Below are 25,299 nucleotides of genomic sequence, written 5' to 3'. Positions count from 1 at the left end.
TTTAATCTATTGTTTTAAAAGATAAAAAATTAAATTGAAGAGAAAATAAGCTCCCTGGCATACCCCTTGCTTTAGAAATATCAACGAACGATAACAAGTTGATAACAAGAGGACGGGATATGTCTCTACACTCCCCAGGGCTGGCGTTTCGCGCTGCGCTTACCAAAGAAAACCCATTACAAATCGTTGGCACCATCAATGCCAACCACGCTCTGCTGGCTCAACGCGCCGGGTATCAGGCGATTTATCTCTCCGGCGGTGGCGTCGCTGCGGGCTCGCTGGGGCTGCCGGATCTCGGTATTTCTACCCTTGATGATGTACTGACTGATATTCGTCGCATTACGGATGTTTGCCCGCTGCCATTGCTGGTAGATGCGGATATTGGTTTTGGATCGTCTGCATTCAACGTGGCGCGTACCGTCAAGTCGATTTCCAAAGCGGGTGCTGCTGCGCTGCATATTGAAGATCAGATCGGCGCCAAGCGCTGCGGTCATCGCCCGAACAAGGCGATCGTCTCGAAAGAAGAGATGGTCGACAGGATCCGCGCAGCCGTTGATGCGCGCACCGATCCCAACTTTGTGATTATGGCGCGAACCGATGCACTGGCGGTGGAAGGGTTAGAGGCTGCCATCGATCGTACCCAGGCGTATGTCGAAGCGGGCGCTGACATGCTGTTCCCGGAAGCCATTACCGAACTTGCGATGTACCGCCAGTTTGCCGATGCGGTACAGGTACCAATTCTCGCCAACATTACTGAATTTGGCGCCACACCGCTGTTTACCACCGATGAACTGCGCAGCGCGAACGTTGCGATGGCGCTATACCCGCTGTCAGCTTTCCGCGCCATGAACCGCGCGGCGGAGAAGGTTTACAACGTGCTGCGTCAGGAAGGTACGCAAAAGAACGTTATCGACATTATGCAGACGCGCAACGAGCTGTACGAAAGCATCAATTACTACCAGTTCGAAGAGAAACTCGACGCGTTGTACACAAAAAAGTAACCGTCGTAGGCCGGATAAGGCGTAGCCGCCATCCGGCAATAAATTAGTACCCTACATATTACAATAATGACGAGGACAACATGAGCGACACAACGATCCTGCAAAATAGTACCCATGTCATTAAACCCAAAAAATCGGTTGCGCTGTCAGGCGTCGCTGCCGGAAATACTGCCTTATGTACCGTGGGTAAAAGCGGTAACGATCTACACTATCGTGGCTACGATATTCTTGACCTGGCACAACAGTGCGAATTTGAAGAAGTTGCGCATCTGCTGATTCACGGGAAGTTACCCACCCGCGATGAGCTCACCGCCTATAAAAGCAAACTGAAAGCGCTGCGCGGATTGCCCGCTAACGTGCGCACCGTACTGGAAGCGCTGCCTGCCGCCTCGCATCCGATGGACGTGATGCGCACTGGTGTTTCCGCGCTGGGTTGTACTCTGCCAGAAAAAGAAGGACATACCGTCTCCGGCGCACGCGATATTGCCGACAAACTGCTGGCATCGCTCAGTTCTATCCTCCTGTACTGGTATCACTACAGCCATAACGGCGAGCGCATTCAGCCGGAGACCGATGATGATTCTATTGGCGGTCACTTCTTGCATTTGCTGCATGGTGAAAAGCCATCACAAAGCTGGGAAAAGGCGATGCACATTTCGCTGGTGCTGTACGCCGAACACGAGTTTAACGCTTCTACCTTCACGGGGCGTGTGATTGCGGGAACTGGCTCTGATATGTACTCCGCGGTTATCGGTGCGATTGGCGCACTGCGTGGGCCGAAACACGGCGGAGCGAATGAAGTATCGCTGGAGATCCAGCAACGCTATGAAACGCCGGATGAAGCCGAAGCGGATATCCGTAAACGCGTTGAAAATAAAGAAGTGGTGATTGGCTTTGGTCACCCGGTTTACACCATCGCCGACCCGCGCCACCAGGTGATCAAGAGCGTGGCGAAACAGCTTTCTCAGGAAGGCGGTTCGCTGAAAATGTACAACATCGCCGACCGTCTGGAAGAGGTGATGTGGGAAACGAAAAAGATGTTCCCCAACCTCGACTGGTTCTCGGCAGTCTCTTACAACATGATGGGCGTCCCCACTGAAATGTTCACACCGCTGTTCGTTATCGCCCGCGTCACTGGCTGGGCGGCGCACATCATCGAACAGCGCCAGGACAACAAAATTATCCGTCCTTCCGCCAACTATACCGGCCCGGAAGATCGCGTATTTGTCCCGATTGAAAAACGTTGCTAATGCAAAACCTCTAAAGATAAAAAACAGGAAATGTATCCTATGTCTGCACATATTTCGAACGTCCGCCCTGAATTTGACCGTGAAATCGTTGATATCGTTGATTATGTCATGAACTACGAGATCACCTCGAAGGTGGCGTATGACACCGCGCATTATTGCCTGCTTGATACCCTTGGCTGTGGCCTGGAAGCGCTGGAATATCCGGCCTGTAAAAAACTGCTGGGGCCGGTTGTACCGGGTACCGTCGTCCCGAACGGTGTGCGCGTACCGGGTACCCAGTTCCAGCTCGATCCGGTGCAGGCGGCGTTTAACATCGGTGCGATGATCCGCTGGCTGGACTTTAACGACACGTGGCTGGCCGCAGAATGGGGCCATCCTTCCGATAACCTCGGCGGTATTCTGGCGACGGCTGACTGGCTGTCGCGCAATGCGGTGGCGGTGGGTAAAGCGCCGTTAACCATGAAAAAAGTGTTAACCGGAATGATTAAAGCCCATGAAATTCAGGGCTGTATCGCGCTGGAAAACTCCTTCAACCGCGTCGGTCTGGATCACGTCCTGCTGGTAAAAGTCGCTTCCACGGCGGTGGTTGCCGAGATGCTCGGCCTTAACCGGGATGAAATTCTCAACGCCGTCTCGCTGGCGTGGGTCGACGGTCAGTCGCTGCGTACCTATCGTCATGCGCCGAATACCGGCACGCGTAAATCCTGGGCGGCTGGCGATGCCACCTCACGTGCTGTGCGTCTGGCGCTGATGGCGAAAACCGGTGAAATGGGATATCCATCTGCACTGACGGCGAAAACCTGGGGCTTCTATGATGTCTCTTTCAAAGGCGAATCTTTCCGCTTCCAGCGCCCGTACGGTTCGTACGTGATGGAAAACGTGTTGTTTAAAATTTCCTTCCCGGCAGAGTTCCACTCGCAGACCGCGGTAGAAGCGGCGATGACGCTGTACGAGCAGTTACAGGCTGCAGGTAAGACCGCTGCCGATATCGAAAAAGTGACCATTCGTACGCACGAAGCCTGTATCCGCATCATCGATAAAAAAGGCCCGTTGAATAACCCGGCGGATCGTGACCACTGCATCCAGTACATGGTGGCTATCCCGCTGCTGTTCGGACGCTTAACGGCGGCAGATTACGAAGACGGCGTGGCGCAGGATAAACGCATTGATGCACTGCGTGAAAAGATTAACTGCTTCGAAGATCCGGCCTTTACTGCCGATTACCACGACCCTGAAAAACGCGCCATCGCGAATGCCATCACGCTTGAATTCACCGACGGCTCACGCTTTGAAGAAGTGGTAGTGGAATACCCAATTGGCCACGCGCGCCGTCGTAACGACGGTATGCCGAAGCTGGTCGAGAAGTTCAAAATTAACCTGGCGCGTCAGTTCCCGACCCGTCAGCAGCAGCGCATCCTGGATGTCTCCCTGGACAGAGCCCGCCTGGAGCAGATGCCGGTCAATGAGTATATGGACCTTTATGTAATCTAAACCTGCGTGCGGCAAGGCGTAAGTTCAACAGGAGAGCATTATGTCTTATAGCGAGTTTTATCAACGTTCTATTACGCAGCCGGAGTCGTTTTGGGCCGAACAGGCCCAGCGTATTGACTGGCAGCAGCCGTATACGCAGGTGCTGGATCACAGCAACCCGCCGTTTGCCCGCTGGTTTTGCGGCGGTACGACCAATTTGTGCCACAACGCAATTGACCGCTGGCTGGAGAAACAGCCTGACGCGTTGGCGCTGATTGCCGTTTCTTCAGAAACTGAAGAAGAACGCACGTTTACCTTTCGTCAGCTGTATGACGAAGTGAACGTCGCGGCGGCGATGTTGTTGTCGCTGGGCGTACAGCGTGGCGATCGGGTACTGGTTTATATGCCGATGATCGCCGAGGCGCACATTACGCTGCTGGCCTGCGCACGTATAGGGGCGATCCATTCGGTGGTGTTCGGTGGTTTCGCCTCGCACAGCGTAGCGGCGCGTATCGACGACGCCCGACCGGTGGTTATCGTGTCGGCGGATGCCGGGGCGCGCGGCGGCAAAATCCTGCCGTATAAAAAACTGCTCGATGATGCGATCGATCAGGCGCAGCACCAGCCGCGTCATGTGGTATTGGTCGATCGCGGTCTGGCGAAAATGGCGCGGGTAGAGGGGCGAGACCTCGACTTTGCCGCGCTGCGCCAACAGCATCTCGGCGCGCGGGTGCCGGTTGCCTGGCTGGAGTCGAACGAAACGTCCTGCATTCTGTACACCTCCGGGACAACCGGTAAACCGAAAGGCGTGCAGCGCGACGTTGGCGGCTACGCGGTCGCGCTGGCGACCTCGATGGACACCATTTTCGGCGGTAAAGCGGGCGGTGTGTTCTTCTGCGCGTCGGACATCGGCTGGGTGGTTGGGCATTCGTATATCGTGTATGCCCCACTGCTGGCGGGGATGGCGACGGTGGTGTACGAAGGGCTGCCAACGTACCCGGACTGCGGCGTTTGGTGGAAAATTGTTGAGAAGTATCAGGTCAGCCGGATGTTCTCCGCCCCAACCGCCATCCGCGTGCTGAAGAAATTCCCGACCGCGCAAATCCGCAATCACGATCTCTCCTCGCTGGAGGTGCTGTATCTGGCCGGGGAACCGCTGGACGAACCGACCGCCAGTTGGGTAACGGAAACGCTGGGCGTCCCGGTTATCGACAACTACTGGCAGACTGAATCCGGTTGGCCGATTATGGCGATCGCCCGCGGGCTGGACGACCGCCCGTCGCGGCTGGGTAGCCCGGGCGTGCCGATGTACGGATATAACGTGCAGTTGCTCAATGAGGTAACCGGTGAGCCCTGCGAAGCGAATGAAAAGGGCATGCTGGTGATTGAAGGGCCGCTGCCGCCGGGCTGTATCCAGACTATCTGGGGTGATGACGCGCGGTTTGTGAATACCTACTGGTCGCTGTTTTCTCGTCAGGTGTACGCCACCTTTGACTGGGGTATTCGCGATGCGGACGGCTATTACTTCATCCTTGGCCGTACGGATGATGTCATCAACGTGGCCGGGCATCGGTTGGGGACGCGTGAGATAGAGGAGAGTATTTCCAGCTATCCGAACGTTGCCGAAGTGGCTGTGGTCGGCGTGAAGGACGCGCTGAAGGGGCAGGTCGCGGTCGCGTTTGTCATTCCGAAACAGAGCGACAGCCTTGAAGATCGCGACATCGCACATTCGGAAGAGAAGGCGATTATGGCGCTGGTGGACAGTCAGATTGGTAATTTTGGCCGCCCGGCGCATGTCTGGTTTGTGTCGCAGTTGCCGAAAACGCGCTCTGGCAAAATGCTCAGACGGACGATCCAGGCGATCTGTGAAGGCCGCGATCCTGGCGATCTAACGACCATTGACGATCCCGCGTCGTTGCAGCAAATCCGTCAGGCGATCGAAGAGTAACATCGTGTGATGCCCGGTGGCGCAATGCTTACCGGGCCTTTTAGTATCGTAGGCCGGATAAACCACGCGAGTGGTGCATCCGGCAAAGAGGCTTTTACAGCGCGACGCTTTCGCGACGACGCAGCAGGGAAAACGGCCCCGGACCGCTAAGGGTAAATACGGAAATCAGCGTGAAGCTCAGCGCAATAATCCCCAGCACCAGATAAGCTCCCTGGAAACCAATACTCTCATACATTTTCCCGGCCAGAACTGACATGAAAATCATGGCTAACTGTTTGAAGAAACAGAAACACACCAGATAAATCGTGGCCGAGAAACGTACTTCGAACTGGCTGGTGATGTATTTGAAGCAGCCGACGATCAGGAACGGTATCTCAAACATATGCAGCGTTTTGAGAATAACGACCTCCAGTGCAGTGGTGGCGAATGACGAGCCAATAATCCTTACCGACATAATCGTACCGGCCAGCAGCAGGGCGTTCTTTCCGCCAATGCGGTTCACAATCAGCGGTGCAAAGAACATGATAGAGGCGTTGAGTAATTCTCCCATCGTCGTGACGTAGCCAAACACGCGGGTACCCTGTTCGCCGGTGGCAAAGAATGAGGTAAAGAAGCTGGCGAACTGCTGGTCAAACACATCGTAAGTACAGGAAACGCCGACCACATACAGGGAGAGGAACCAAAGTTTCGGTTGTTTAAATAACTCCAGCGCCAGCTTCAGGCTGAATGCCGAGTTATTGGCGCCTACCGCATCCGCGACTTTTGCAGAAGAGGGGGCATCTGTTTTTGAAAATAACAGCAGCAATGCCAGAATGACCGCACAGCCAGAGCCTAACCAGAAGACGAATTGGTTATTGATGGTGAACATAATTCCGGCAATCGAGGCGCACAGCGCCCAGCCCACGCAGCCAAACATGCGCGCGCGACCAAATTCAAAGTTGCTTCTGCGGCTGGCTTTTTCAATATAGGCTTCAATCGCTGGGGCACCGGCATTGTAAATAAAGCCAAGGTAAATCCCGCCGACAATTGAACCCAGTAAAATATTAACCTGTAATAACGGACCAAATACGTAAATAAAGAACGGGGCAAACATTACCAGCATGCCGGTAATTACCCACAGCAGATGTTTACGCAGGCCAAGCTTATCGGACAGTAGTCCGAAAATTGGTTGGAATAACAAAGAAAACAGTGAGATACAGGCGAAGATGATGCCGGTATCGCCTTTACTGATATGGTTTACATCGTGTAACCAGATAGGGAAGAAGGGGAAATACGCACCCATAATAAAAAAGTAAAAGAAGAAGAAAAAGCCGAACATCCAAAAGTTAGTGTTTTTTAAATAATACATAACAGACTTCCTATAAATGCGGGCAGGTATCAACCTGCCCTGCTTATATTATTTTTTTTGGCCCCAGACGAACTGGAAGTGGTAGCGTCCGGCGCTCAGCTGGAATTCCGGCGATACGGAAGGACTCCACGAATCATCGCCGCCGACGCCCATATGGAAGCCATCAATATTGAGCCAGGTGCCCGCCTCAGGTTGCAGCAGATGGCGGTGGCTGGTTTCCATCAGTTGCTGCTGGCTAAAGCGGCTGATGTTGAACAGGAAGTCTCCGCGCCACTGGTGCGCACCGTAGTACAGTTCGCGCGTGCCGCAGCGCAGACCGTTTTCGCTCGGGAAAACATACGGGGTGTACATCTCATCAAGCGACAGATCCCAGCGATCGAAACAGGCGGCGCCCAGACGGTCCGGGTAGTTCTCATGCGGGCCAAGACCTAACCAGTTCACTCGCTCCGCAACCTGCGCCAGCTGGCAGCTCAGGCCGATGCGGGCCGGATGCGGCGTACCGCTGGCAACGTCGACATCCACCGTTATCTGCATTTCACCATTGCCGTCAATACGATAGCTTTTTCGGCTGACGAACAGCGTTTCGCCCCGATACTGCCACGCATGTTCGGTGGTGATCAGTGCCGCGCTGCTCAGCGTATCGGCAGCACAGTGCAGTAACGTTGCTTCAGCCTGATAGTGACCGGCGGCCTTCCAGCGTTCAACCCAGGCGTTAGGGTCGATGCGGGTTGACTCGCTCACGCCGATGTCGTTGTCCAGCGGCGCGCGGGTGAACTGGTCAGTAAGCGGGCTTACCAACTGGGCTTCATCGCTAATCCAGTATTGTGTTAGCAGGCCGGACTGACGATCGAATTGCCAGCGTGTGTTGTTGGCCACCACGGTAAAATTGCTCTCACTAACATCCAGCTGTGGTGCGCTGCTGACGCGTGATAGACGTACCAGGCTGAGCTTCTCTTCCAGCTTCCACTGTTGCCAGGCGCTGATATGCCCGGCTTCTGACCATGCGGTCGCCTGAGGCTGCTCTACGCGCACCGTCAGCCACAGTTCGCCTGCGGTGTCCGGCATCGGAACGTTCGGCAGGGTAATCACCTGGCGGCCCTGTGGGGCGATATCCAGAACGATTTCTCCGGCGGCCAGCGGGTTGCCGTCAAGGGCAATCGACCAGTGCAGAACTTCGTTATCGCTGCGGCGGAACAGATATTCGCTGGTCACTTCAATCTGGCGTTCAGCGCCCGGCAGTAACGTGAACTGGAAAAACTGCTGTTCATGCTTGGCCTCATATAACGCCGGATGCGGAGTGCGATCGGCGAACACCAGCCCGTTCATGCAAAACTGACGATCGTTAGGCGTGTCGCCAAAATCGCCACCGTAGGCTGACCATGCTTTGCCGTTCTCATCATATTTGGTCAGCGACTGATCCACCCAGTCCCAGACAAATCCGCCCTGCAGGCGCGGATACTGACGGAACGCTTGCCAGTATTTGGCGAAGCCGCCAAAGCTGTTGCCCATAGCGTGGGCGTATTCACAAAGGATCAGCGGACGCTGTTCGCCGGGCATCGACAGCCACTTTTTAATCGACCATTTGGGTACTGCGGGGAAGGGCTGATCCTGATCGACGCGGGCGTACATCGGGCAAATAATGTCGGTGGCGGCAGTATCAGCTCCACCGCCCTCGTACTGCACCGGACGTGACGGGTCTTCTGATTTTATCCAGCGGTAGAGCGCGTCGTGATTGACGCCATGGCCGGATTCATTGCCCAGTGACCAGATAATAATGCTCGGGTGGTTGCGATCGCGCTGCACCATGCGCGTGACGCGCTGGCTCATGGCAGGCAACCATGCGGGATCGTCGGTGAGGCGATTCATCGGCACCATGCCGTGGGTTTCAATGTTGGCTTCGTCGACTACATACAGGCCGTAACGATCGCACAGGGTGTACCACAGCGGATGGTTCGGGTAATGGGAACAGCGCACGGCGTTGAAGTTATTCTGCTTCATCAGGATGATGTCCTGCACCATCGTCGCCTCATCCATCACCTGGCCGTTGACCGGATGGTGCTCATGGCGGTTGGTACCGCGAATCAACAGCGGCTTGCCGTTTAACAGCAACAGGCCGTTTTCGATACAAACCTGACGAAAGCCAACGTCACAGGCTTCCGCTTCAATCAGTACTCCGCCTGCGGTGTGTAACTGCACAACGGCGCGGTACAGATTGGGTGTTTCGGCACTCCACAGAGCCGGTTTTTCGACGTTCAGACGCAGAGTCACCCGGTCATGATAAGCGCCGCGTTCATCAATGATCTCACTGCCGAGCGGCGAGGTCGTTTCGCGGGTGAGCGTTTCACCTTCCCACAATTGCAGGGTGACGCGTAAATCTTCGCTCTCGTTGCCACCCACTCTGACTTCCGCTTCCAGCGTGGCGCGGCTGAAGTCGTCATTAAAACGGGTATTAATGCGCAGGTCGCGGATTTGCGTAGTGGGCTTATGCAGCAGGGAGACATCGCGAAAAATACCGCTCATGCGCCACATGTCCTGGTCTTCCAGATAGCTGCCGTCGCTCCAGCGCAGCACCATCACAGCCAGACGGTTTTCGCCGCGCAGCAGATAATCGCTAAGATCAAACTCAGACGGTAGACGGCTATCCTGACCGTAGCCGACCCAGCGACCGTTGCACCACAGATGAAACGCGGAGTTCACGCCGTCAAAAATAATGCGCGTCTGCCCTTCCTCTAACCACGCGTCTTCGATATTAAATGTGAGCGAGTAACATCCTGTCGGATTCTGTGCCGGAACGTACGGAGGATTCACCGGGATTGGGTAGGTGACGTTGGTATAAATTGGCGCATCATAACCGTCCATCTGCCAGTTAGAGGGGACGTTGACGGTGTCTGTCTGTGGCAGATCGCTTGTCAGCCAGCTTTCTGGCACAGCCTCCGGCGCGGCAAACCAGGCAAATTGCCACTGTCCATTCAGCGAGCGTAACTGACTCGAACGCTGATTGGTACGTGCATCATCCGCTGAGCGCCAGCTACAGAACGGCGGATGTGCTTCCAGCCGGTTGAGCTGCGTGACGCCGGGATTTTCCCAGTCGCGGCGGGCCAGAACAGCGGAGAGTGAATCTGTGTTCAGGTTCATAACGGTATCCTGTTTGAATTTGTTACTCGCTCACAATTTCAATCAAAATACGAACAGGCGCTCCTTGCTGTAAAGGATGGGGCGTTCAATAAGTGAACTGACTCACACAATTGTTATGCGTTCACAATTTGGGGGGGAGCTGAGAAACTTGCCGCGCCAGATGGATCAGTGAATCAGCCAGCGCCTGGGGAGTGGTGGTTTGCGTATCGGGAGGCAGAACCGTTTTGCGCTTGACCAGGGTGACGGGAAGCAGTTGGTTACCCACGCTGGAGCCGCCACGGGGGAGTTGCAATAGCCTGTCGACGCTGGTTTCACCCAGCAACGGAAAATCCTGCCTGATGGTGGTCAGCGGTGGGATGTAACAGGCGCTGTCTTCGGTGTCATCGTAGCCAATTACCGATATATCCACTGCAACCCGCAGACCGAACTCGCTGATTGCCCGCATCGCGCCCAGCGCCATTTGATCGTTAGCGACCAGCATGGCGGTAGGGAGGTTACCGTTATTCAGCATGTGCATCGTTTGCTGAAAACCAGACATCGCGCTCCAGTCGCCTTCCAGCTCCACAACGGGTTGTAGCTGGTAATGTGCCAGATATTTGTGCCAGCCCGCATGCCGAAGCCTTGCCGAAACGGAAGTGTGCGGCCCGCTCAGCAGGGCGATCCGTTGATGTCCGTGCTGCACCAGATGTTCAACGCCAAGGCGCGCGCCGTCGTCATGAGAGAAAATCACGCTGTTAATTGGCGTCAGGTCAGAGACATCGAGAAACAGCACCGGCACCGTACCGCAGGCAGCGGCCACGACAATGGCATCTTCTTCATCCAGCGGATAGTTGATGATAAGCCCGGTTACGCGTTGAGAAAGCAGATTGTGGACCGCGGCTTTACAGGACTCAACGCCGCTGCGCTCGACCATGGCGATCACCACGCTGGCACCGGACTGGTCGGCGCGGGATTTTATGGCAGCAACGATTTGTGAGGGGGCATGCAGAGCTAGGTTTGCCGTCACAACGCCAATCAGTGGCGTCTGTTTGCCAGCCAGCTGCTGTGCAACGCGGTTAGGGATGTAATTGAGTTCCGCCATCGCGGCCTCAACTTTCTGTCGGGTTTTTGCGGAAACGTGGCTGGCCTGGTTCACGACGCGAGAGACGGTCTGGTAAGAGACACCTGCATGGTCTGCCACATCGTATAGCGTTACCGGTTTCACGTTTATCACCCCTGTAATGACGTTATCTGTGCGCTATGATGCCACAGCGGGACGGTTTTGGGGTATTTGCGCATGGGTTCTGCGAGGCGCATTCCAGGGTTTGAGGATAGCGTGCTGAAGGATTTATCGGCGTTATACCTAACAGAAGAAAAAAGTGAGGACATTGTGAGCGATTCTGCGGCAAAAAATATTCTGTCCATCTACCGACGCCATGCGGATGCTTTTGCCAGCCAGCGCTCGCGCACCTTGTTCGAGAAAAGCTGGCTCGATAAATTTATTTCCGTGATGGGCGGGCAGGGCAGCATTGTGGATATTGGCTGCGGCAACGGTCAGCCGATCGCCGGTTATTTTATCCAGCAAGGTTTTCAGCTTACCGGCGTTGATGGTTCCCCGGCGATGCTGACGCGGGCCCGAAACACTTTTCCCGCACAGCGCTGGCTGGAACAGGATATGCGCGAGTTGGCACTCAATGAGACTTTTGATGGACTGATCGCCTGGGACAGCTTTTTCCATTTAACTCAGCAGGACCAGCAAAAGATGTTCCCGATTTTTGACCGCCTCAGCCATCCCGGTAGTGCGCTGATGTTTACCAGCGGTACGGACAACGGCATCGCGATGGGGCAATTTGAAGGTGAGCCGCTGTTTCACGCCAGCCTCGCGCCGGATGAATACCGCGCACTGCTGTCAGCACACGGTTTTGCGGTGGTCGAGATGGTGATGGAAGATCCGCAATGCACCGGGCACACCATCTGGCTGGCGCAAAAAAGAGGCTAATCGCCGCGAAAGGTTTTACGCCATTCAGCCGGGCTAACGCCAAAGTGGGATTTAAAATGCTGGCGCCAGGTGACGGGCGACTGAAAACCAACCTGTTCGGCGATGCGTTCAACGGGTAACTGGCTGGACTCCAGCAACGTCTGGCTACGGCGCAGGCGCTCGGCAATCAACCATTCGGCCACGCTTGACCCTGTGGCCTTCATAAAATGACGGGTGAGGGTGCGACGGCTCATCATCACCCGTTGCGCCAGCTCGTCAAGATTATGCGGTTCATGGAGATGCTGGCGCAAATAGTCGAGCAGGACGTTGATGCGCTGATCTTTGGTATTTTTCGCCACCGGTTGCTCGATAAACTGTGCCTGGCCGCCCTCGCGATGTGGCGGTACAATCATCCGTCGGGCAATCTGATTCGCCACAGTGCTGCCAAAACGCTGGCGGATGACGTACAGGCAGCAATCCAGCGCGGCGGCGGTGCCTGCCGAGGTAATAATACCGTCGTCATCCACGTACAGCGCGTTGATATCCAGATGAGCTGCCGGAAAGCGGGCCTGAAAATCCTGCTCGAACTCCCAGTGCGTAGCCGCCCGTTTGCCATCCAGCAGACCGGCGTAGCCGAGAACAAACGCACCCAGGCATAACCCAACAATCTGCGCGCCGTTTTGTCGCGCACGATTGAGCGCATCAAGCAGGCTTTGTGGTGGCCGATGTGCCGTGGTACCCCACCAGGGGATCACCACGATGTCGGCGGCCTCCACCGCTTCATAGCCGTAGGCTGCGTGAATGGAGAAGCCATCCTGCGAGGAAACGATGCCCGGCTGTTCGGCGCACAGTTGCACCTCAAAACGCTTTTTCGCCGTCACTTTGTCACTGAAAATAATGCACGGCACCGAGAAGTGAAACGGGCTGAAATCTTCCACGGCAACAATGGCGACGTTAAGCGGTTGCATACGAGTCCTCTGTGGAGTTTAAAACGTCAGGGTTTCGCCATCTTCCGGCACGTTAACAAATTGCGCAATCTGGTTGTCGCAGGCGTACTCTTTCAAGGCCGCGCGGGTCAGCAGACAGTGGTTAATCGCCTCCATGTGGGTCGCCACAATTTGTGCTTCGGGCAGCGTGAAGTGGGTTTTTAGCACATCTTCCGCGCCCATGATAATTGGGCCAAACCCGATAACGTGAGCAAAGCCTGCGTTCAGAATGACCACGCTTGGCTGGAAAGTCCGCATGTTGGTTTCCACCTCGTCGCGCCAGATGGTGTCCCCGACCAGATACAGCGTTTTTTCCGCCGGATGCTGGAAGATAACTCCGCAGGCATCACCCAGACGTTCAGCCATTTGCGGGACGGCGTAAGCGCGATCCGAACCGTGCTGGCCGCCGGTTTTACGCAGGGTGATATCACCAAGCGCAGTGTTTTGCGTCAGTACGGTCAGTTGCGTGAAACCTTGTTCCCGCAGTACCTGCGCATCGCGATCGTTTTGCACATAAATCGGTTTGTCTTTCGGCACGACACGAGCCGCGGCTTCATCCCAGTGGTCTTCATGCAGATGGGTCACGATCAGCGCATCAACGTTGAGCAGGGTGTCGATATCGACAGGCAGATCAACGGTCGGGTTGCGGATCTCGGCGCGTGCCGTACCGGCAAAGCCCGGATAAGTACCTTTTGCCGCCAGCATAGGGTCGATCAGAAAGATTTTGCCACCAAAAGTGATGTGCTGCGTAGCGTTACGGATTTGCGTGATGTTCATGGTGTTTGCTCCACGTGTTGGGTCAGTGGTGTCATCGTAGAGTGTTGTCCAGAAGATGAATGCGGGCAAATGGGCGACTAGCGATGGGATTGGGCCAACTGCGGATTACAGATGTCGATAATGTAATTAGAATTAAAGTAATTTAATATTTCCTTGGTGGCTCGTTATTTAATACGCAGTTGTTTTTATCGAGCTGAATAAGAATGCTGTTATTTAAATACGGAAAGGTTGATTAAATGCGAAGTGGTGCCAGAAAACATTATTGATATATGTAATGCATAGTGACCAATAAAACAGATCGCGAACCATGAAATAAGAATGCTATCATTCACACCAGACGCGGCAGGCAACTGCTGGCACATGCATTTACCCCGGAGCAACTGATGAACAACGACATTCCGCTAAAATATTATGATATTGCCGACGAGTACGCGACCGAGGCCGCAAAGCCGGTGAGCGACACAGAACGTGACGCGCTGGCGCACTACTTCCAGCAGCTGATCACCCGTTTGATGAACAACGAAGAGATCAGCGAAGAAGCGCAGCAGGAGATGGCTACCGTGGCAGGAGTCGACGCTCAGCGTATCGATGATATTGCGGAGTTCCTCAATCGTTGGGGTAACGAGTAGCCAAAGACATGGCCTGTGTTTTACACTGCGCGCAAATTGAGTAGGTATACTCTACGAGTAATAGGTTTAATCAGGCGGAAACAGCAATGAACGGAACAATCACAACGTGGTTTAAAGATAAAGGCTTTGGATTTATCAAAGATGAAAACGGCGACAACCGCTATTTTCATGTGATTAAGGTTGCTAATCCTGAGCTGATCAAGAAAGACGCGGCGGTGACTTTTGAGCCCACCACCAACAACAAAGGCTTGTCTGCCTACGCGGTAAAAGTCATACCAGACAGCAAGTACATCTATATCGCAGGCGAGCGTCTGAAGCTCACCTCGATCAAGTCATTCCTGGTCTACAGCGAAGAAGTCCCTGTAGAGACCCGTATCGACAAAGAAAATGCTGTGCTGTCTGTCGGCGTGCTGATGAACAGCATCCGACCGAAATCAGACGTGAAGCCTGGTGAAATGCGCACGCTGAAAAAGCTGGCCATCACTACCTTCCAGGGCACGACGCTGATCTTCTCGGAAGATGAAATCGACATCGACGCGACGGTGAAACTGCTTAAAGTCTGAAACCCTTCGGACTGAATAAAAACCGGAACGCTGCTCTTTTCAGGAGCGGGTTTCGGTTTTTTTTTGATATGTGTAATTTACGTGATTCAGGTATGTAGTGATAAAATTAGTAGGTAGCAATCCGTTTCTGAATAGGTATATATTATCCGTATTAAATAAATATGATCGCCAACTATTTGCAGATTAGTAGCACGGTTAACTAATAGTGATTCACCGATATAACTAATGGGGTAATATAAGTGATTTTTAAAAAAATATGGAAAGCTATATCTTCTGAATATGTACCATCGGCCATTTGCTTTTTTCTCCTTGCAAAAATGGATTATGAAATAATATCTATCTGGCCACAGAATGAATCGGTTGATGACAGAATTAAACTTTCTTTACTATTCATTCATTTGGTGATGATTTTAGTGATGTTTACTCCGCTAATTAATCGGTTTTTGTCACGAGTAGACAATGAGAAACTTGAAAAGTTTATAGCTCTTCCGCAGAAAGATAAAAACATCACATACATAGATTATTATGATTTTCTGAGCGGGCTTGCTTTATCAGCATTTTACTTATCTATCCTTATTTTTACAATGAAGAGTATTTACGAAGAAGCAGGATGGATAATTTCTGGTATTTATATATTTACAATGTTTGTGTCTTCTATTTCTATTGCTGCATTGTCATTATTTAGGTTTATCTGGTTATTTACAAAGTTTAATAATTATATATATTGGTTTATTGTTTTACTTGCGAGCAGTATGTGTATGGCAGTTATTGGTGCCGCGATGAAAATGGCCTCGTAAAAATGCGCTTAATATCTGAAACAGTAATAATGGAGTATAAACTCTAAATAATAATACAGCTGGAACAGTGATGATTCCGCTTTGTAATCAGTGTGATGCATTGTTGCAAAGCTTAAAGCCTCTTTCGAAGAGGCTTTAAGCCCTCAGCGACCAGTGAAGTAAAAGACTTTCTTTCCAGGTGTTGAGCATCCTGCCAAAAACATAATTAACAGTAATCCCAGTACTTTCTTCATTATCACGAGACAGCCGGATTTACCACGTCATCCATCAGTATGTAACGTGCTTCCTGGCGAGTGTATTGATCGATTAATGGTACAAGTCGCTGGAAATGCTCGCTGGCACAATGTTCATCGAGAGCCGCGTGGTTTGGCCATTCTTCGATAAAAATAAAATGGCCCGGATCTTTTTCATCAATATAGAGGTCGTAAGCAATGCAGTGCGGTTCTTTCTTCGTTGCCGATATTAGCTCCCGATACAACGGGAGAACAGTTTCAATATACTCAGGTTTGATGAAATCCTCAGCAATGACCTTTAACATGCAGCCTCCTGGCAGAAAACGAATGCACACTATGTAATGAAGATATTTTTTGGGCAAGAGGTCACAGAGTTTTATCGGCCGGTTAGTGAGTTATGCCAGCTATCAATCAGATAATCCGCATAACTGTGATCCATCTCACCTCCCGGCAACCAAAATCTCCTGCGATTCGACGCCGTCCTCTATCTGTTTCGCCACCTTTTGTAAGGCCGGAAGATGCTTTTCCGCGGCTTGTTCGATGGTCATGGCGCTGGCCATATACACCAAATTCAGGCAGCCGATCACCCGCTGTTCGCTGCGGATGGGGACGGCGATAGAAGCGATTTTCTCTTCCTGATCCCAACCGCGAAAGTTCTGGCCAAAACCGTCTTTTCGCGCGCGGGTCAAAATGGCATTGAGCTTCAGCGGTTCGCGCGCAAGCTGGAACTCTTCTCCCGGTCGGGAGGCCAGCATTTCAATCAGTTCCTGCCGTTCATTCTCCGGGCAAAATGCCAGCCAGGTCAGGCCGGATGCGGTTTTCAGCAATGGCAAACGACGCCCTACCATCGCCCGGTGAAACGACAGACGGCTGAAACGGTGGGTAGTTTCACGTACCACCATCGCGTCCACATCCAGCGTGGAAACGTCGGTCGGCCAGATGACCTCGCGCAGCAAATCTCCCAGCAGCGGGGCGGCGAGTGCAGAAATCCACTGCTCGTCACGAAACCCCTCGCTGAGCTGGCGGACTTTAATGGTTAAGCGAAAGCTGTCATCGGACAGGCTGCGCCGGACGTAACCCTCATCCTGCAGGGTTTCCAGCAGCCGTCTGACCGTGGTGCGATGCAGGCCGCTTAACTCAGCAAGTAAGCCAACACTGGCCCCACCATCGAGCCGGTTTAACATATTTAATAACATTAATCCGCGCGTTAATCCGCGTACGGTTTTGTACTCAGTGCTCTCGTCATTTTTCATATTCATTGACAAATCTACAGGTAAAACAACGTTGTGCACTTAGTGCACATCCTGGCATGTTTTGATTGTAGCGCAAAAACTCGCTTCTATACTGACCGCACAACAAAAAATTATTCACATATTTTTAACAAAACAGATTGCGCCTCACCAGGGTCCGCAATTGCGTTTTGTCCGAGTCGTGAGGTTCTGAAATGACAACAATAAACCCGGATATCCAACCCGCTGTGCAGCATACCGCGCAGGTGGCGATTGCCGGTGCTGGTCCGGTAGGGCTGATGATGGCCAACTATCTTGGGCAGATGGGCATTGAGGTGTTGGTAGTGGAGAAGCTCGACACGCTGATCGACTATCCTCGCGCCATCGGCATTGACGATGAAGCGCTGCGCACTATGCAGTCTGTGGGGCTGGTCGAGAACGTTTTGCCGCACACCACACCGTGGCACGCAATGCGCTTTCTCACCCCAAAAGGCCGTTGCTTTGCTGATATCCAGCCGATGACCGACGAATTTGGCTGGTCGCGTCGTAATGCGTTTATTCAGCCGCAGGTGGACGCGGTGATGTTGGAAGGGTTGTCGCGTTTTCCCAACGTGCGCTGCCTGTTCTCCCGCGAGCTGGAGGCCTTCAGCCAACAAAACGGCGAAGTGACGCTAAATCTGAAAGCGCCAGACGGTCAACGTGAAACGGTGAAGGCTCAGTGGCTGGTGGCCTGCGACGGCGGCGGCAGCAACGTCAGACGTTCTCTGAACGTGCCGTTTGAAGGTAAAACCGCGCCGAATCAGTGGATTGTGGTGGATATCGCCAACGATCCGCTCAGCATGCCGCATGTGTATTTATGCTGCGATCCGGTGCGCCCGTATGTCTCTGCCGCGCTGCCGCACGCGGTGCGCCGTTTTGAGTTTATGGTTATGCCGGGGGAAACCGAAGCGCAGCTTAGCGAGCCGCAGAATATGCGCCAGTTACTGAGCAAAGTGCTGCCGAACCCGGACAACGTCGAGCTGATCCGCCAGCGCGTGTATACCCATAATGCTCGTCTGGCCGAACGTTTTCGTATTGACCGCGTGCTGCTGGCGGGCGATGCGGCGCACATTATGCCGGTCTGGCAGGGTCAGGGATACAACAGCGGCATGCGCGATGCTTTCAACCTGGCATGGAAACTGGCGCTGGTGATTAACGGTAAAGCCGACGATGCGCTGTTGGATACCTACCAGCAGGAACGCCGCGACCACGCCAAAGCCATGATCGACCTCTCCGTGACCGCTGGCAACGTACTTGCGCCGCCCAAACGCTGGCACGGCGCGGTACGCGATGGGGTTTCCTGGCTGTTGAACTATATTCCGCCGGTCAAACGCTACTTCCTTGAAATGCGGTTTAAGCCGATGCCGCAGTACCACGCCGGGGCGCTGGTGCGTGAAGGCGACGCGAAAACTTCACCGGTCGGCAAGATGTTTATCCAGCCGAAGGTGACGCTGGAATCGGGCGAAGTGACGTTGCTCGACAACGTCATCGGACCGAATTTCGCGGTGATTGGCTGGGGCTGTAACCCACTATGGGGCATGAGCGAGGCGCAGATCCAACAATGGCAGGCGCTGGGGACGCGTTTTATCCAGGTCGTGCCGGATACGCAGATACATACCGATCAGGATAACCACGACGGCGTTACCCGCATAGGCGATACGCAAAACCGCCTGCGCGCGTGGTTTGCCCAGCACAACGCCGCGCTGGTAGTCATGCGCCCGGACCGCTTCGTGGCCGCCATCGCCATTCCGCAAACCCTGGGCAGCACCCTGAATAAACTGGCGTCGGTGATGACGCTCACTCGCGCTACTGCCGACATTCCTGTTGAAAAGGTTGCCTGATATGCACGCTTATCTTCACTGTCTTTCCCACTCGCCGCTGGTGGGCTATGTCGACCCGGCACAGGCTGTGCTCGACGAGGTTAACGGCGTGATCGCCAGCGCTCGGGCACGTATTGCGGCGTTCGAACCTGAACTGGTCGTGCTGTTTGCCCCCGATCACTACAACGGATTTTTCTACGACGTGATGCCGCCGTTCTGTTTAGGCGTTGGAGCTACGGCGATCGGCGATTTTGGTAGCGCGGCGGGGGAACTGCCGGTGCCGACAGATCTGGCTGAAGCCTGCGCCCACGCGGTAATGAAAAGCGGTATCGATCTCGCCGTGTCCTACAACATGCAGGTCGATCATGGCTTCGCGCAGCCGCTGGAGTTTTTGCTCGGCGGCCTGGATAAGGTGCCGGTGCTGCCAGTGTTTATTAACGGCGTCGCCACGCCGCTGCCGGGCTTTCAGCGTACCCGCATGCTCGGTGAAGCGATTGGCCGTTTCGCCAGCTCGCTGAATAAGCGCGTGCTGTTTTTAGGCTCCGGTGGTCTGTCGCATCAGCCGCCGGTACCGGAGCTGGCGAAGGCTGATGCCCATATGCGTGACCGCCTGCTCGGCAGCGGCAAACAGTTACCTGAAAACGAGCGCGAGCTGCGCCAGCAGCGGGTGATCACCGCCGCCGAGAAGTTTGTGGTCGATCAAAACACGCTACACCCGCTTAACCCTGTCTGGGATAACCGTTTTATGACCCTGCTTGAGCAGGGGCGTTTGCAGGAGCTGGACGCGCTCAGTAACGAAGAGCTGTCCGCAATGGCGGGCAAATCAACGCACGAAGTGAAAACCTGGGTTGCTGCCTTTGCCGCTATTTCTGCTTTTGGCAACTGGCGCAGCGAAGGCCGTTATTACCGCCCGATCCCGGAGTGGATCGCCGGATTCGGCTCCCTGAGCGCCACTACGCAGAACTAAAACAGAACTGAATATGCAGGAGAACATCATGACTTACCAACCGCAAACCGAAGCCGCTACCAGTCGTTTTCTGGAGGTGCAGGAAGCAGGCGAAACCCTACGCGTGCATTTCAATGACTGTGGGCAGGGCGATGAGACCGTCGTGCTGCTGCACGGATCCGGTCCAGGTGCAACGGGCTGGGCAAACTTCAGCCGTAATATCGATCCGTTGGTACAGGCCGGATACCGGGTGATCCTGCTGGATTGTCCTGGCTGGGGCAAAAGCGATGGGATCGTTAACCGCGGTTCGCGATCCGATCTCAATGCCCGCATCCTGAAAAGCGTGGTCGATCAATTGGATATTCAAACAGTCCACCTGTTGGGTAACTCGATGGGCGGTCACAGTGCTGTGGCGTTTACCCTGAGCTGGCCGGAGCGCGTGGGTAAACTGGTATTAATGGGCGGCGGAACGGGCGGCATGAGCCTGTTTACCCCGATGCCGACCGAAGGTATCAAGCGCCTGAATCAGCTGTATCGTGAGCCGACCATCGAGAACCTGAAGCTGATGATGGAGATCTTTGTCTTCGACACCAGCGACCTGACCGAGGCGTTGTTTGAGGCGCGCCTGAATAACATGCTGTCGCGCCGCGATCACCTGGAAAACTTTGTCCAGAGTCTGGAGGCCAACCCGAAACAGTTCCCGGATTTCAGCCCGCGTCTGGGTGAAATCAAAGCCCAGACCCTGATTGTCTGGGGACGCAATGACCGCTTTGTGCCGATGGATGCCGGTCTGCGCCTGCTTTCCGGGATTGCCGGTTCTGAACTGCACATCTACCGCGACTGCGGGCACTGGGCGCAGTGGGAACATGCGGATGCCTTTAACCAACTGGTGCTGAATTTCCTCACACGCCCTTAAGGAACGGACATGACGAATCGTAATCTTGAGCAGCTAGCCGCCGATTTACGTCAGGCTGAAGAAAAAGGGGAAGCCATCGCCCCACTGCGTGAATTGATTGGTGTGGATAACGCCGAAGCGGCCTACGCCATTCAGCGCATCAACGTGCAGTACGACGTGGCGCGCGGCCGTCGCGTGGTCGGGCGCAAAGTGGGGCTGACGCACCCGAAAGTGCAGCAACAGCTGGGTGTCGATCAACCGGACTTCGGTACGCTGTTTGCTGATATGTGTTATGGCGATAACGAAACCATCCCGTTTTCCCGTGTGCTGCAACCGCGTATTGAAGCCGAAATTGCGCTGGTGCTGAACCGCGATCTGCCCAATACCGACACCACTTTTGACGAGCTTTACAACGCCATAGAGTGGGTACTTCCCGCGCTGGAAGTGGTCGGCAGCCGTATCCGCGACTGGTCGATCAAATTTGTTGATACCGTGGCGGATAACGCCTCCTGTGGCGTGTATGTGGTCGGCGGTCCGGCACAGCGTCCGGCAGGATTAGATCTGAAAAACTGCGCGATGAAAATGACGCGCAACAACGAAGAGGTCTCCAGCGGGCGCGGCAGCGAATGCCTGGGACATCCGATCAACGCCGCCGTCTGGCTGGCGCGCAAAATGGCCAGCCTCGGCGAGCCGCTGCGTGCCGGAGACATTATTCTCACCGGAGCGTTAGGTCCGATGGTGGCGGTGAATGCGGGCGAGCGTTTCGAAGCCCATATCGACGGTATTGGTTCAGTCGCCGCCACCTTTTCAGCGGCGGTTACAAAAGGAAGTCAGTCATGAGTAAGCGTAAAGTCGCCATTATCGGCTCCGGCAACATCGGTACCGATTTGATGATAAAAATTCTGCGTCACGGCGTGCATCTGGAAATGGCTGTGATGGTCGGTATCGATCCAGAATCTGATGGCCTGGCGCGTGCTCGACGCATGGGCGTTGCCACCACCCATGAAGGGGTGACAGGGCTTATCGCCATGCCGGAATTCGCCGATATCGACATCGTGTTTGACGCCACCAGCGCAGGCGCGCATGTGAAGAACGACGCCGCGCTACGTGCCGTTAAACCTGGCATCCGCCTGATCGACCTGACGCCCGCGGCAATCGGTCCTTACTGCGTGCCGGTGGTGAATCTGGCAGCCAACGTTGATCAGCAGAACGTCAATATGGTGACCTGCGGCGGACAGGCGACCATCCCAATGGTGGCGGCAGTTTCTCGCGTGGCAAAAGTCCATTACGCCGAGATTATCGCCTCGATCGCCAGTAAATCGGCGGGGCCGGGTACCCGCGCCAATATCGACGAGTTTACCGAAACTACCTCGAAGGCGATTGAAGTGGTCGGCGGCGCGGCAAAAGGCAAAGCCATTATTGTCCTTAACCCGGCCGAACCGCCGCTGATGATGCGTGACACGGTGTATGTGCTGAGCGAAGCGGCCTCTGAGGTTGAAGTTGAAGCGTCGATTAATGAGATGGCGGTGGCGGTACAGGCCTACGTGCCGGGCTATCGCCTGAAACAGCGTGTCCAGTTTGAAGTCATCCCGGAAGATAAACCGGTGAATCTGCCGGGTATCGGCCAGTTCTCTGGGCTGAAAACCGCGGTGTATCTGGAAGTGGAAGGCGCGGCGCACTATTTACCCGCCTACGCGGGCAACCTCGACATTATGACCTCCAGCGCGCTGGCGACCGCTGAGAAGATGGCGCAGTCCCTCGCTCGTCAGGCAGGAGAAGCAGCATGAACGGTAAAAAACTCTATATCTCTGACGTGACCCTGCGCGACGGTATGCACGCTATTCGTCATCAATATTCGCTGGAGAATGTGCGCCAGATAGCCAAAGCGCTGGACGACGCACGGGTTGATTCTATTGAAGTGGCCCACGGCGACGGTTTACAAGGTTCCAGCTTTAACTACGGCTTTGGTGCGCACAGCGACCTGGAGTGGATTGAAGCGGCGGCGGACGTGGTGAAGCATGCCAAAATTGCCACGCTGTTGCTGCCGGGTATCGGCACTATTCATGACCTGAAAAATGCATATCAGGCCGGCGCACGGGTAGTGCGCGTGGCGACCCACTGCACTGAAGCGGATGTGTCGGCCCAGCATATTCAGTATGCGCGTGAGCTTGGCATGGATACCGTCGGTTTTCTGATGATGAGCCATATGACCACACCGGAGAACCTGGCACAGCAGGCGAAGCTGATGGAAAACTACGGCGCGACCTGTATTTATGTGGTCGATTCCGGCGGCGCAATGAACATGAGCGATATTCGCGCCCGCTTCCGCGCACTGAAAGCGGTGCTGAAGCCGGAAACAGAAACCGGAATGCATGCGCACCACAACCTGAGTCTTGGGGTGGCGAACTCGATTGCCGCAGTAGAAGAGGGGTGTGACCGTGTAGACGCCAGCCTGGCAGGGATGGGCGCAGGCGCGGGCAACGCACCATTGGAGGTATTTATCGCCGCTGCGGATAAGCTTGGTTGGCAGCACGGAACCGATCTCTACGCACTGATGGACGCCGCCGACGATTTAGTGCGTCCACTACAAGACCGCCCGGTGCGGGTGGATCGTGAAACGCTGGCGCTGGGCTATGCCGGGGTGTACTCCAGTTTTCTGCGTCATTGCGAAGTGGCGGCAGCACGTTATGGCCTGAGCGCAGTAGATATTCTGGTGGAACTGGGCAAACGTCGAATGGTGGGCGGCCAGGAAGATATGATCGTCGACGTAGCGCTGGACCTGCGCAACCGCAAATAAAAAATGATTACGCGGCTGGCAACGTATCAGCCGCGATTCACCTGCATCGTGACCTCAGAGGGACATCTTATGACGACCCGTACCCCCGCATCTTACCGCCTGACGTTGACCGTTGGGCTTTGCTTTTTAGTTGCCCTGATGGAAGGGCTGGATTTACAGGCCGCCGGTATCGCTGCCGTCGGTATCGCCCACGCGTTTGCGCTGGATAAAATGCAGATGGGCTGGATCTTCAGTGCGGGCATTCTCGGGCTGCTGCCCGGCGCGATGGTGGGCGGCATGCTGGCCGACCGCTATGGCCGCAAGCGTATTCTCATTGCCTCTGTGGCGCTGTTCGGCCTGTTCTCGCTGGCGACGGCGATTTCCTGGGATTTCTCATCGCTGGTGTTTGCCCGTCTGATGACCGGCGTCGGGCTGGGCGCGGCGTTGCCGAATCTGATCGCGCTGACTTCCGAGGCGGCGGGCCCGCGTTTTCGCGGTACGGCGGTGAGCCTGATGTACTGCGGTGTGCCGATTGGCGCGGCGCTGGCGGCAGCGCTCGGGTTTAGCGGCCTGGCCTCCGCCTGGCAAACGGTGTTCTGGGTAGGCGGGGTGATCCCGCTGCTGCTGGTGCCGCTGTTGATGCGCTGGCTGCCGGAATCTCAGGTTTATACCCAACAAACGCAGGTGGCCGCCGCACCGTTGCGCGCCCTGTTTGCGCCAGCGACGGCGAGTGCCACGCTGCTGCTGTGGTTGTGCTATTTCTTCACCCTGCTGGTGGTGTATATGCTGATCAACTGGCTGCCGATGCTGCTGGTGGAGCAGGGCTTTCGGCCATCGCAGGCGGCAGGCGTAATGTTTGCTCTGCAAATTGGCGCGGCCAGCGGCACGTTAATTCTCGGGGCGTTAATGGATAAACTGCGCCCGGTGGTGATGTCGCTGCTGATCTACACCGGGATGTTGGCTTCACTGCTGGCGCTGGGTACGGTGTCGTCATTGAGCGGCATGCTAATGGCGGGATTTGTGGCGGGGATGTTCGCCACCGGCGGGCAAAGCGTGTTGTATGCTCTGGCGCCGCTGTTTTACAGCACGCAGATCCGCGCCACAGGCGTGGGAACCGCCGTCGCAGTCGGGCGTCTGGGGGCGATGAGCGGTCCGCTGCTGGCAGGGAAAATGTTAGCGCTCGGTACCGGAACGGTAGGGGTGATGGCGGCTTCTGCGCCGGGCATTTTGCTGGCAGGCCTGGCGGTATTTATTCTGATGAGCCGCAAATCGCAGATGCCGATCCCGGCCAGCGGTGCTTAAGCATTCATCCGGTTGTGGGAGTGGGGAGATTTGATTCCCACTTCCGGGTGAACGCCGTCAGTCAACTGTGTTGCCAAAGTTTAGATAAAACATGGCAACGGAGGCGTTATGAGCTGGCGGCCCTTTTTGTATCTGATTATTAATCCCCACCCGCTATTAAGCGCCCGGCGCGGGCATCTGCGTCTGGTGCAGGGTTGA

General features: G+C 54.9%; 22 protein-coding genes. 15 read left to right on the top strand and 7 right to left on the bottom strand.

Features of this window, described 5'->3' with window-relative positions; genetic code table 11:
• Positions 1 to 119: 119 nt before the first annotated feature.
• From prpB to prpE, 4 genes are all read left to right on the top strand, one after another.
• Positions 120 to 1,001, top strand: a complete 882-nt coding sequence (prpB, locus tag SK35_RS19295; protein ID WP_048214834.1) for a methylisocitrate lyase — start codon at positions 120 to 122, stop codon at positions 999 to 1,001.
• 80 nt (positions 1,002 to 1,081) lie between these two features.
• A complete protein-coding gene (gene prpC, locus SK35_RS19290; RefSeq protein ID WP_048214833.1) occupies positions 1,082 to 2,251 on the top strand; it encodes a bifunctional 2-methylcitrate synthase/citrate synthase in 1,170 nt (389 codons plus the stop codon).
• A 39-nt stretch (positions 2,252 to 2,290) separates the two neighbouring features.
• Positions 2,291 to 3,742: a bifunctional 2-methylcitrate dehydratase/aconitate hydratase gene (locus tag SK35_RS19285; RefSeq protein ID WP_048214832.1), complete on the top strand. Its 1,452-nt coding sequence runs from the start codon at positions 2,291 to 2,293 to the stop codon at positions 3,740 to 3,742.
• Positions 3,743 to 3,782: 40 nt separating this feature from the next.
• On the top strand, positions 3,783 to 5,669 hold the full coding sequence (prpE, locus tag SK35_RS19280; RefSeq protein WP_048214831.1) for a propionate--CoA ligase: 1,887 nt from the start codon (positions 3,783 to 3,785) through the stop codon (positions 5,667 to 5,669).
• A 94-nt stretch (positions 5,670 to 5,763) separates the two neighbouring features.
• Here prpE and SK35_RS19275 read toward each other — a convergent pair whose 3' ends face one another.
• The 3 genes from SK35_RS19275 to SK35_RS19265 all read right to left on the bottom strand — a co-directional run bounded on the left by SK35_RS19275 (position 5,764) and on the right by SK35_RS19265 (position 11,356).
• The gene (locus SK35_RS19275) at positions 5,764 to 7,017 is read right to left on the bottom strand and encodes an MFS transporter (protein ID WP_048214830.1); all 1,254 of its coding nucleotides are present in this window, start codon (positions 7,015 to 7,017) and stop codon (positions 5,764 to 5,766) included.
• 48 nt (positions 7,018 to 7,065) lie between these two features.
• Positions 7,066 to 10,152, bottom strand: a complete 3,087-nt coding sequence (locus tag SK35_RS19270; protein ID WP_048214829.1) for a beta-galactosidase — start codon at positions 10,150 to 10,152, stop codon at positions 7,066 to 7,068.
• Positions 10,153 to 10,273: 121 nt separating this feature from the next.
• A complete protein-coding gene (locus SK35_RS19265; RefSeq protein ID WP_048214828.1) occupies positions 10,274 to 11,356 on the bottom strand; it encodes a LacI family DNA-binding transcriptional regulator in 1,083 nt (360 codons plus the stop codon).
• Between the two features lie 165 nt (positions 11,357 to 11,521).
• Here SK35_RS19265 and SK35_RS19260 point away from each other — a divergent pair, with 165 nt between their 5' ends.
• Positions 11,522 to 12,130: a class I SAM-dependent DNA methyltransferase gene (locus SK35_RS19260; protein WP_231912267.1), complete on the top strand. Its 609-nt coding sequence runs from the start codon at positions 11,522 to 11,524 to the stop codon at positions 12,128 to 12,130.
• On the opposite strand, the gene SK35_RS19255 is transcribed toward SK35_RS19260, so the two are convergent.
• Positions 12,127 to 13,077 carry a GlxA family transcriptional regulator gene (locus SK35_RS19255; RefSeq protein ID WP_048214826.1) on the bottom strand — a complete coding sequence of 317 codons (951 nt, stop codon included), beginning with the start codon at positions 13,075 to 13,077 and terminating at the stop codon, positions 12,127 to 12,129. The two genes, SK35_RS19260 and SK35_RS19255, sit on opposite strands and share 4 nt — an antisense overlap.
• 18 nt (positions 13,078 to 13,095) lie before the next feature.
• Positions 13,096 to 13,872 (bottom strand): MBL fold metallo-hydrolase, encoded by a 777-nt coding sequence (locus SK35_RS19250; protein ID WP_048214825.1) that lies wholly within the window; start codon positions 13,870 to 13,872, stop codon positions 13,096 to 13,098.
• Positions 13,873 to 14,255: 383 nt separating this feature from the next.
• Between SK35_RS19250 and SK35_RS19245 the strand changes: the two genes are divergently transcribed.
• The 3 genes from SK35_RS19245 (at position 14,256) to SK35_RS19235 (ending at position 15,861) form a co-directional block, all read left to right on the top strand.
• A complete protein-coding gene (locus tag SK35_RS19245) occupies positions 14,256 to 14,501 on the top strand; it encodes a YmjA family protein (RefSeq protein ID WP_003021350.1) in 246 nt (81 codons plus the stop codon).
• Between the two features lie 86 nt (positions 14,502 to 14,587).
• A complete protein-coding gene (locus SK35_RS19240) occupies positions 14,588 to 15,064 on the top strand; it encodes a cold-shock protein (protein ID WP_003830914.1) in 477 nt (158 codons plus the stop codon).
• Positions 15,065 to 15,303: 239 nt separating this feature from the next.
• Positions 15,304 to 15,861: a hypothetical protein gene (locus SK35_RS19235; protein ID WP_251365181.1), complete on the top strand. Its 558-nt coding sequence runs from the start codon at positions 15,304 to 15,306 to the stop codon at positions 15,859 to 15,861.
• Between the two features lie 235 nt (positions 15,862 to 16,096).
• Here SK35_RS19235 and SK35_RS19230 read toward each other — a convergent pair whose 3' ends face one another.
• Positions 16,097 to 16,399, bottom strand: coding sequence for a putative quinol monooxygenase (locus tag SK35_RS19230; RefSeq protein ID WP_003830918.1), 303 nt, complete (start codon positions 16,397 to 16,399; stop codon positions 16,097 to 16,099).
• 135 nt (positions 16,400 to 16,534) lie between these two features.
• Entirely contained in the window at positions 16,535 to 17,347 is an 813-nt protein-coding gene (locus SK35_RS19225) for a DNA-binding transcriptional regulator (protein ID WP_003838640.1), read from the bottom strand.
• 191 nt (positions 17,348 to 17,538) lie between these two features.
• Between SK35_RS19225 and SK35_RS19220 the strand changes: the two genes are divergently transcribed.
• From SK35_RS19220 to mhpT, 7 genes are all read left to right on the top strand, one after another.
• Positions 17,539 to 19,203 (top strand): bifunctional 3-(3-hydroxy-phenyl)propionate/3-hydroxycinnamic acid hydroxylase, encoded by a 1,665-nt coding sequence (locus SK35_RS19220; RefSeq protein ID WP_048214824.1) that lies wholly within the window; start codon positions 17,539 to 17,541, stop codon positions 19,201 to 19,203.
• Position 19,204: 1 nt separating this feature from the next.
• The gene (gene mhpB / locus SK35_RS19215) at positions 19,205 to 20,149 is read left to right on the top strand and encodes a 2,3-dihydroxyphenylpropionate/2,3-dihydroxicinnamic acid 1,2-dioxygenase (RefSeq protein WP_048214823.1); all 945 of its coding nucleotides are present in this window, start codon (positions 19,205 to 19,207) and stop codon (positions 20,147 to 20,149) included.
• Between the two features lie 28 nt (positions 20,150 to 20,177).
• Positions 20,178 to 21,044 (top strand): 2-hydroxy-6-oxonona-2,4-dienedioate hydrolase, encoded by an 867-nt coding sequence (mhpC, locus tag SK35_RS19210; RefSeq protein WP_048214822.1) that lies wholly within the window; start codon positions 20,178 to 20,180, stop codon positions 21,042 to 21,044.
• A 9-nt stretch (positions 21,045 to 21,053) separates the two neighbouring features.
• On the top strand, positions 21,054 to 21,863 hold the full coding sequence (gene mhpD, locus SK35_RS19205) for a 2-keto-4-pentenoate hydratase (RefSeq protein WP_048214821.1): 810 nt from the start codon (positions 21,054 to 21,056) through the stop codon (positions 21,861 to 21,863).
• A complete protein-coding gene (gene mhpF / locus SK35_RS19200; protein WP_048214820.1) occupies positions 21,860 to 22,810 on the top strand; it encodes an acetaldehyde dehydrogenase in 951 nt (316 codons plus the stop codon). The genes mhpD and mhpF overlap by 4 nt, the downstream gene beginning before the upstream one ends.
• Entirely contained in the window at positions 22,807 to 23,820 is a 1,014-nt protein-coding gene (gene mhpE, locus SK35_RS19195) for a 4-hydroxy-2-oxovalerate aldolase (protein WP_001013515.1), read from the top strand. Before mhpF ends, mhpE begins: the two co-directional genes overlap by 4 nt.
• Before the next feature lie 69 nt (positions 23,821 to 23,889).
• Positions 23,890 to 25,101 carry a 3-(3-hydroxy-phenyl)propionate transporter MhpT gene (gene mhpT, locus SK35_RS19190; RefSeq protein WP_048214819.1) on the top strand — a complete coding sequence of 404 codons (1,212 nt, stop codon included), beginning with the start codon at positions 23,890 to 23,892 and terminating at the stop codon, positions 25,099 to 25,101.
• Positions 25,102 to 25,299 lie beyond the last annotated feature (198 nt).

The organism is Citrobacter sp. MGH105, assembly GCF_001037485.2.
Taxonomy (GTDB): domain Bacteria; phylum Pseudomonadota; class Gammaproteobacteria; order Enterobacterales; family Enterobacteriaceae; genus Citrobacter; species Citrobacter portucalensis.
The sequence above is the reverse complement of the archived record's forward strand: the minus strand, read 5'-3'. Positions and strand labels throughout refer to the sequence as shown.

Excerpts from the sequence above, each read along its gene's own strand:
- mhpT (WP_048214819.1), top strand. The coding sequence starts at position 23,890 with ATGACGACCCGTACCCCCGCATCTTACCGCCTGACGTTGACCGTTGGG.
- SK35_RS19245 (WP_003021350.1), top strand. The coding sequence starts at position 14,256 with ATGAACAACGACATTCCGCTAAAATATTATGATATTGCCGACGAGTAC.
- SK35_RS19240 (WP_003830914.1), top strand. The coding sequence starts at position 14,588 with ATGAACGGAACAATCACAACGTGGTTTAAAGATAAAGGCTTTGGATTT.
- SK35_RS19270 (WP_048214829.1), bottom strand. The coding sequence starts at position 10,152 with ATGAACCTGAACACAGATTCACTCTCCGCTGTTCTGGCCCGCCGCGAC.
- SK35_RS19285 (WP_048214832.1), top strand. The coding sequence starts at position 2,291 with ATGTCTGCACATATTTCGAACGTCCGCCCTGAATTTGACCGTGAAATC.
- SK35_RS19275 (WP_048214830.1), bottom strand. The coding sequence starts at position 7,017 with ATGTATTATTTAAAAAACACTAACTTTTGGATGTTCGGCTTTTTCTTC.
- SK35_RS19255 (WP_048214826.1), bottom strand. The coding sequence starts at position 13,077 with ATGCAACCGCTTAACGTCGCCATTGTTGCCGTGGAAGATTTCAGCCCG.
- prpE (WP_048214831.1), top strand. The coding sequence starts at position 3,783 with ATGTCTTATAGCGAGTTTTATCAACGTTCTATTACGCAGCCGGAGTCG.
- SK35_RS19220 (WP_048214824.1), top strand. The coding sequence starts at position 17,539 with ATGACAACAATAAACCCGGATATCCAACCCGCTGTGCAGCATACCGCG.
- SK35_RS19250 (WP_048214825.1), bottom strand. The coding sequence starts at position 13,872 with ATGAACATCACGCAAATCCGTAACGCTACGCAGCACATCACTTTTGGT.
- SK35_RS19225 (WP_003838640.1), bottom strand. The coding sequence starts at position 17,347 with ATGAAAAATGACGAGAGCACTGAGTACAAAACCGTACGCGGATTAACG.
- mhpD (WP_048214821.1), top strand. The coding sequence starts at position 21,054 with ATGACGAATCGTAATCTTGAGCAGCTAGCCGCCGATTTACGTCAGGCT.
- prpB (WP_048214834.1), top strand. The coding sequence starts at position 120 with ATGTCTCTACACTCCCCAGGGCTGGCGTTTCGCGCTGCGCTTACCAAA.
- mhpB (WP_048214823.1), top strand. The coding sequence starts at position 19,205 with ATGCACGCTTATCTTCACTGTCTTTCCCACTCGCCGCTGGTGGGCTAT.
- SK35_RS19230 (WP_003830918.1), bottom strand. The coding sequence starts at position 16,399 with ATGTTAAAGGTCATTGCTGAGGATTTCATCAAACCTGAGTATATTGAA.
- mhpE (WP_001013515.1), top strand. The coding sequence starts at position 22,807 with ATGAACGGTAAAAAACTCTATATCTCTGACGTGACCCTGCGCGACGGT.
- mhpC (WP_048214822.1), top strand. The coding sequence starts at position 20,178 with ATGACTTACCAACCGCAAACCGAAGCCGCTACCAGTCGTTTTCTGGAG.
- prpC (WP_048214833.1), top strand. The coding sequence starts at position 1,082 with ATGAGCGACACAACGATCCTGCAAAATAGTACCCATGTCATTAAACCC.
- mhpF (WP_048214820.1), top strand. The coding sequence starts at position 21,860 with ATGAGTAAGCGTAAAGTCGCCATTATCGGCTCCGGCAACATCGGTACC.